Genomic DNA, 7,710 nt, shown 5'->3' with positions numbered 1-7,710 from the left:
ATCTAAAATCTAAAATCTAAAATCTAAAATCTAAAATCTAAAATCTAAAATCTAAAATCTAAAATCTAAAATCTAAAATCTAAAATCTAAAATCTAAAATCTAAAGCTTCCGATTAATTCTATGATAAACCGTAAACCTGATGATATCGCGATTGTAGAAATCTATACCGCTGGCGCGTCTTTGAAAGTTCTTTAAATAACCCAGTTCCAATCCAAGATTTGGTGTGAAATGATAACGTAAAGCAACGTAAAAACGATTTTGATCAAAAGTATTTCTGTGATTGTCTTTTCCGAAATTGAATAAAACTTCGTCAGAAATTGTTCCTTTTATGCTTCTTCCTTCTTTTTCCCAAAGGGTAAACATAGACTGTAATCGGTATCTAAATCGGTATGCAAATGAGAATTCGTCTAAAAGTCCGTATTTATCTGCTTTTTGAATGAATCGTTCTTCGAGCTGAAAGCGATTATGAAAAGTGATTTTGGCAATATCATTAATTAAAGTAAGGTCTTGCTGTGCACGATATTCAGGAACAGAATAATCAGGATCAAGGTTTGGGTTTTGAGTATTGACGCTAAAAAAAGCAAATCCGGCACCTAAATCTACCATTTTAGTTGCTCTGTAACGAGCTTGAGATCGTATAACGAAAAGATTCTCATGAACAGGATTTACAAAACTTCGATTATCAAATTCAGAATGAATAGCCCATTTTTCGGATAACGGAAAAATATTATAGTATCGAATCCAAGTCAAAGTCTGCTGGTCGATATTTCTTTGATTTTGCCCAGTAATTAGCTGACAAAGAAAGATTATGATAAAAAGTAATCTAAAAGATCTGTTCAAAAACTATAAATTCAGGCTGCGAATTTATACAAATGATCTTATTTCCGTCTATTTTAAAATTTGATTTGAAAGTTATTTTGTGAAATAAAAAAAAGGGACACATTTTAAAATGTATCCCTTTTTAATACTAAAACTAACTAACCATCTTACAGTGAATACTTAAATGTAACTCCGTAAGTTCTTTGATCACCAAGAACTCCAGCATATTGACCTGTGTTACCACCTGCAGGCAATAATTGCTCATAGTAATCTTTATTGAAAAGGTTTCTTCCCCAAATCTGAATAGATAAACCTTGCGAAGCACGGAAACCTAAACGAGCATTAAAGATTGCATAACCTTGTACTACTAAATATTTTGAAGCCGAAGGGCTTGAAGAAAATTCAGAACGAGCGTATCCGTCAGCAGCAAAGAAGATTTTTCCAGCATTACCAAAGAATTTTGCGTTGTCCGAAAGTTCACCTCCAAGAGAACCTGCCCATCTTGAAGCTCCTGGCAATTCAGTTCCAGAAACATCTTTAAAGGCAACTGGCGCTCCAGTTTCTTCTAACGGAAGTGGCGCATTAGTAAACTTCACATATTTACCATCTGTATAAGTTGCCGCTCCATTAATTGTTACGTGCGAATTGATTACAAAACTTGCATCCAATTCTGCACCTCTTACACGTACTTTATCTGCATTAGCAAGATAGCCACGGTTTACACCTAATTCAGCTGCCTGAACGTTGGTTTGGAAATCTTTGATGTCAGTATTAAAGAACGTTAAGTTGAAAATTGAGTTTTTGAAAGGAGAAGTTTTTACTCCAATTTCATAATGATTTACTTTTTCTGGCTTAACCACTGCAAGTTCAGTTAATGGCTGTCCCGCTGCATTTGTTGGAAGACCAGCTACGTTAACTCCAACCGGCTTGTAACTTTTTGCATAAGTTGCATAAGCGTTGATTTTGTCTGATGCTTTATAAGTAAGCGTTAAGTTTCCAGAAAAGTCTGTATTGTCAGTATCTGAATCAAATGCTTGATCAGAGTAAACCGATTTTTTCAAAGCCAATAAGGCAGGATCTGTAGTTTGAAGACCTCCATAAGTTTTACGAGAATAACTTGCGTCTTTTTTATCAAAATTATATCTCAAACCAGGTAAAATGTGGAATCTCTCTGTAACAGCCCAATCAAGCTGTCCGAATACTGCAGCACTAGAAGCTCTTATTCTTGCATCAGTTTTAATTCCGTAACCTTCAAAAAGACCTGGAGTTTTCCATAATGGACTTGTTGAACTTTGAGAGAATCTCCATTGAGCATTTCCTGATTCTTCCGTACCATCTGTTTGAGAAGTCTGATCGATAAAGAATACACCTCCAACACCGCTAATTTTTGAAGTTAATTGTCCAGCATAACGAACCTCTTGTGTAATCTGAGTTTGTCTTGTTGGGTTTTGAGATTTAGCTAAAACTTGTAATCCTGTAAAATCTCTATCGTTTGACGGGTCCCAGTTCCAGAAACGCCATGCAGTTGTAGAAGTTAGAGTTCCGCCTCCAATTTTTGTATCAATGTTTAAAGAAACACCTCCTAAATCTTGTCCAGAACGCCAAGGTGTATCGTGATCTATTTTACGGTCAAAAGCATTTAAACTTGGTAATTGATAATTTAAATCTTTAATAATAGCATCAAACTGACGGTATGCAGCCCTTTGAGTAGGGGCAACACCAGCAACAACCTGCGCATAACCGTCAGGACGCTGTGTTGTTAAATCTCCTGCAAAAGTAATGTTAGTATTTTCAGTAGGAGTCCATAATAATTGTCCTCTAAAACCTTGATTGTTTAAAGTATTGGTTGGTCTTCCTGTCGCAATGTTATCAATTAAACCATCACGTTGTGTACCTGAGAAAGATAAACGACCAGCGACTTTTTTTCCTAATGCTCCAGTGATAGAAGCTTTAGCTTGTAAAAAAGCATAATTTCCGTAACTCAATTCAAAATCGGCACCAGTTGTAAAACTTGGTTTGCGAGATGTAATATTAAAAGCTCCAGAAGTAGTGTTTTTTCCGAATAAAGAACCTTGTGGGCCACGTAATACCTCGATTTGTTCTACATCGATAAAATCTAAAGTAGTTGCTGCAGGACGCGCATAATAAACACCGTCTACGTAGAAACCAACTCCAGGATCGATACCATCGTTGGTAAGTCCGAATGGTGAACCTAAACTTCTAATGTTGATTCCAGTATTTCTTGGATTAGAAGAATACAATTGTACAGAAGGAACCAATTCTTTAATACGGTTTACGTTGAAAGCTCCTGCTGCTTCTGCTTGTTTTCCTGTAACTACAGAAACGGCAATAGGCACATCTTGTACTTTTTCAATTCTTCTTCTTGAAGAAACTACAACCTCAACAAGTTTGTTTTCTTCGCGTAAAGTAACCAATAATGGCGAAGCAGGGATAGCTGTAATTTCAAGTTCAGCAGTATTATAACCAATGTATTGAACTAGGATTGTAAGCGGTAATTTTCCCTGTGATTCTATCGAAAATCTTCCCTCAGAATCTGTAATTGTGCTAAAAGTTGTTCCTTTAATTACCACATTGGCTGCTTCTAAAGGAATATTTTGATCTGTTGTAACAACTCCGTCAATTTTTTGTGCGAATGAGATTGAGAATGTTAAAACTGCAAGTATTGTAAGTATATTTTTTATAGATGTCTTCATTTTTTATATTAAGTATATATGATTAGTAGAATTTAAAATTAAATTTTTTTTACCAACACATACACATCATAGATGAAGCAGTATTCACGATTGTGAAATTATAATTATGTTTTTTTTGCAAAAGATTTTGTCCACCTGATTTACTAGAATGTACTTTCATGAGTTAAAATTTTGTAAATGATTAGTTAATTATTTTTGGCAAATATATATAATTAATTCTATCGATTTACTAGACTTTAGAAAATATTTTTTTTATTTTTTTACCAATGAGGCGATTGTGATGCCTTCCATAGCCTTCAAAGTTTTATCTCTAATTAGCATTAAACCGTGACGAAGACTGCATTCGGACTCGGTTTTACAATCAGAGCAAGGCTCGTAAAAATTTAAAGAAGCGCATGGCAAAAGGGCAATTGCACCGTCAAATAATCGGTGAATTTCTGCCAAAGTGATATCATTTTTGGATTTAATTAGATAGTATCCGCCAAATTTTCCCTGCTTACTGCTTACAAAACGGCCGCGTTTTAGATCTAATAAAATCTGCTCTAAAAACTTTTTAGGAATGTTAGCGCCATCAGCGATTTCTACAGTTCTAGAAATGTGATTTTCGTCTTGTTCTGCTAAATAAAGTAAGGCCTTAAGGGCGTATTTTGCTTTATGTGATAACATCTATTAATAAATTGTAAAATGTAAATGTATGATTTTTTAAGATTGAAACCTAAACTTGAAACCTGAAACAAAGAAAATTAGAACCAGAATAAATTACCAGCCTCCGCTAGATCCACCGCCAGAGAAACCTCCACCGCCAAATCCGCCGCCGAAGCCTCCGCCTCCGCCAAAACCACCACCAGATGATCCACCGCCGAAGCCTCCAAATCCGCCTCCGCCACTTCTTCCAAGATTGCTCAGAATAATAACATCGAGCAGGCTAGGGCCTCCGCCGCCATTGTTGCCAGAATTTCCTCCTCCGCCTCTTTTATTTCGAGCGAGTAAGATTAAAACAATTACAACAATTACAATAAAAGGCAGAATAGGAAAATCTTGTCCTTTTGCTTGTTTGCGTTCGCCTTTGTATTTTCCTTTAAAAACATCAATAATAGCATCAGTTCCTTTATCAAGACCGTTGTAAAAGCTTCCTGCTTTAAACTCAGGTATAATAATATTTCTGATGATTGTTCCGCCAATACCTGCCGTTAAACGATCTTCAAGACCGTATCCAGGATTTATGGCAATTTTTTTTTCATTTTTAGCTAAAAGAATGACCACTCCATTATCATCTTCTTTAGTTCCTCCAATTCCCCATGTTTGCCCCCATTTAGTTGCTAATTGGCTTACATCTTCTCCTTTTAAACTTTCAATCGTAATTACTACGATTTGAGTAGTGGTAGAATCAGAGTAACGAACTAGTTTTTCTTCTAATTGTGCCTTTTCTGTAGAACTTAAAATGTTAGCGTAATCGTAAACAGAAGTCTGGAAACTTGGTTTGGGTGGAATCTCAAATTGCGCAAAAATAGCATTGCTGATAAATAATGCGATAAACAAAAAAGTAATCTGAAAAATTCTATTAGAATTTGGGGTTTTAATTTTGGAATTTTTCATTATTTATCCTTTTGAGATTTCGTTAGATAGTTCGTTTACATCATCTTCCTGAGACGGAAAATATTTTTTGAGCTGTTCTCCGGCATTCAAAATACCGTCAACAATTCCTTGTTTAAAATTGCCGGATTTAAAATGATTCACCATAATGTCTTTGGTACAATCCCAAAAATCGTTGGCTACGACATCATTAATCCCTTTGTCTCCACAAATTACAAAGTTTTTATCTTCAACTGCAAAATAGAGCAGTACTCCATTTTTCAATCTGGTTTCATCCATTCGTAATTCATGAAAAACTTCTAAAGCCCGATCAAAATGGACTTTAGAAGTTGTTTTTTCTATATGTACTCTAATTTCGCCAGAAGTATTTTTTTCGGCCACGCGAATTGCTTCAACAATTTCACGCTCTTCTTCTTTGGTTAAAAAATCTTCTACTTTTGACATGAAAATGATTTTAGAGTTTAGATTGTAGATTTTAGAATTTTACTTCAACTGGTTTATCAGCTCCAGTAGAGGCTTCAAAGTATGGTTTTTCTTTGTATTCGCTCAAGAACCAGTTGTTTGGAATCTTTAAAACGTATCCGTTGTAAACTTGTACAGCTTCGTTAAAACGAGTTCTAGCAGTTAAAATCTGGTTTTCAGTACTTGCTAATTCATCTTGTAATTTTAAGAAATTCTCGTTTGCTTTTAAAGTTGGATATTGCTCAACAGACACCAATAATCTTGATAATGATGAACTTACGCCACTTTGAGCTTGGTTAAATGCTGCTAATTGTTCTGGTGTAACATTGCTAGGATCGATAGTTACTGATGTAGCTTTGGCACGAGCTTCAATTACTGCTGTCAAAGTTCCTTTTTCAAAGTCAGCAGCACCTTTTACAGTGTTTACTAAATTCCCGATAAGATCATTACGTCTTTGGTAAGCCGTTTGAACATTTCCCCATTCTTTATTAACAGCCTGACTGTGTTGCAAAGCAGTATTTTTAATACCAATCGACCAAAATGCGATAATAGCAATAAGTGCTACAATAATTCCTACAGGGATTAACCACTTTTTCATATTTGTTTTGATTTAAGTTTATTTCTATTTTTAATTACAATTCGTTTTTGATGTCGTTCAGTTGCGTTTTTATCGACTCTAATTTACGTATTATTTCGAATTTATCTAACGTTTTCTTCTGACCCTCTTTTAAGTGTATTTTGGCACCTTCAAGCGTAAAACCTCTTTCTTTTACTAGATGATAGATTAATTGGAGGTTGGTAACATCTTCTGGAGTGAACATTCTATTTCCCTTTGCATTTTTTTTAGGTTTTAGAATGTCAAATTCGCTGTCCCAAAATCGTATCAAAGAGGCATTGACATTAAAAGCTTTGGCAACTTCGCCAATACTGTAATATCTTTTGTCTTTAGAAAGTTCAATATGCATGGTTCGTTTTTTTCTATTTTATTTCAAAAATACTATTTTTTCGTGATATTAATCTAATGATTGATTTTCTTGGTTTGCCATTTGCGAAATTGCCACATATTCTACAGCCGAAATATTTCCGTAATAGAAATTAAGCGGATTGACGACTTTTCCATCTTTATGCACTTCATAATGACAATGCGGCCCTTCAGATCTACCCGTGCTTCCAACATAACCAATTACATCGCCGCGTTTCACTCTTTGCCCCGGACGGCAGTTGTATTGGCTTAAATGCGCATATAAACTTTCATATCCAAAACCGTGCCTGATCACGATGTGGTTTCCGTATCCCGAAGCGGTATTGTCAGCTCTTTCTACAACACCGTCACCTGTTGCATAAATTGGGGCACCTGTATTGGCCGTGAAATCCATTCCGTTATGCATTTTTCTCACTTTCGTGAAAGGGTCAATTCGGTATCCAAAACCTGACGCGACACGTTTTAAATTTTCATTTCGAACTGGCTGAATGGCAGGAATCGCTAACAATAAATTTTCTTTAGCTCCAGCTAATTTTAAAATATCATCTAAAGATTTAGACTGAATGGCCAACTGCTTCGATAGTTTGTCGACTCTTTTGGTTGCATTCAAAACCAATTGAGAATTATTATACCCTTCTAGCGCTTTGTATCTGTCAGAACCTCTAAAACCAGCTTTCCTGATCGAATCTGGAATTTCAGCTTTATTAAAATATACACGGTAAATATTATTGTCACGTTCTTCTAATGCATCTGCGGCAGCGTCGATTTCGTCCAGTTTTTTATTTAAAATGGAATATTGAAGTTTTAAGTTTTCAATTTCACGTGCCTGTAAACGATCTTTTGGAGTTTCGAAATAAGGCGTGTTAATCAAAAGAACAAAAACTAAAAAACCAAACAGTGCCGATGCCAGTAAAAACAGGAATGCGTAACCTATTTTTATTCTTTTTCTGGTTTTTATTTTCGTATAAGCCAGATTTTCTGAGTCGTAATAATATTTTACTTTCGCCATATTTTAAAATACGCTATTTTTGCACCTTGTAAAATGAGTTAGTCGAATAAAACTGCTAATAGTTTCAGTTATTCGACACTTTTTTACAAGGATTAATGATTAGATATTGGGGCTATTTTATCATTAGATA

The 7,710-nt window shown here is 35.1% G+C and carries 8 protein-coding genes; all 8 read right to left on the bottom strand.

Annotated elements, in window-relative coordinates; translation table 11 throughout:
* Positions 1-100: 100 nt before the first annotated feature.
* Positions 101-841, bottom strand: a complete 741-nt coding sequence (locus AC3Y25_RS18485; RefSeq protein WP_489903752.1) for a DUF2490 domain-containing protein — start codon at positions 839-841, stop codon at positions 101-103.
* Between the two features lie 146 nt (positions 842-987).
* Positions 988-3,534: a TonB-dependent receptor gene (locus tag AC3Y25_RS18480; protein ID WP_489903751.1), complete on the bottom strand. Its 2,547-nt coding sequence runs from the start codon at positions 3,532-3,534 to the stop codon at positions 988-990.
* A gap of 252 nt (positions 3,535-3,786) precedes the next feature.
* Complete coding sequence (locus AC3Y25_RS18475; protein ID WP_012023964.1) at positions 3,787-4,200, bottom strand: RrF2 family transcriptional regulator; 414 nt, start codon at positions 4,198-4,200, stop codon at positions 3,787-3,789.
* Positions 4,201-4,293: 93 nt separating this feature from the next.
* Positions 4,294-5,130 carry a TPM domain-containing protein gene (locus AC3Y25_RS18470; protein ID WP_489903750.1) on the bottom strand — a complete coding sequence of 279 codons (837 nt, stop codon included), beginning with the start codon at positions 5,128-5,130 and terminating at the stop codon, positions 4,294-4,296.
* A 3-nt stretch (positions 5,131-5,133) separates the two neighbouring features.
* On the bottom strand, positions 5,134-5,571 hold the full coding sequence (locus AC3Y25_RS18465) for a TPM domain-containing protein (protein WP_489903749.1): 438 nt from the start codon (positions 5,569-5,571) through the stop codon (positions 5,134-5,136).
* Between the two features lie 31 nt (positions 5,572-5,602).
* The gene (locus AC3Y25_RS18460; protein ID WP_095928713.1) at positions 5,603-6,187 is read right to left on the bottom strand and encodes a LemA family protein; all 585 of its coding nucleotides are present in this window, start codon (positions 6,185-6,187) and stop codon (positions 5,603-5,605) included.
* Between the two features lie 34 nt (positions 6,188-6,221).
* On the bottom strand, positions 6,222-6,554 hold the full coding sequence (locus AC3Y25_RS18455) for a MerR family transcriptional regulator (protein ID WP_026730479.1): 333 nt from the start codon (positions 6,552-6,554) through the stop codon (positions 6,222-6,224).
* A 48-nt stretch (positions 6,555-6,602) separates the two neighbouring features.
* Positions 6,603-7,580, bottom strand: coding sequence for a peptidoglycan DD-metalloendopeptidase family protein (locus AC3Y25_RS18450; RefSeq protein WP_379799061.1), 978 nt, complete (start codon positions 7,578-7,580; stop codon positions 6,603-6,605).
* Between the last annotated feature and the right edge of the window lie 130 nt (positions 7,581-7,710).

This window comes from Flavobacterium sp. LK-23 (assembly GCF_058135255.1).
Note: the sequence above shows the minus strand (reverse complement) of the source record. Positions and strands in the feature narration are given on the sequence as shown.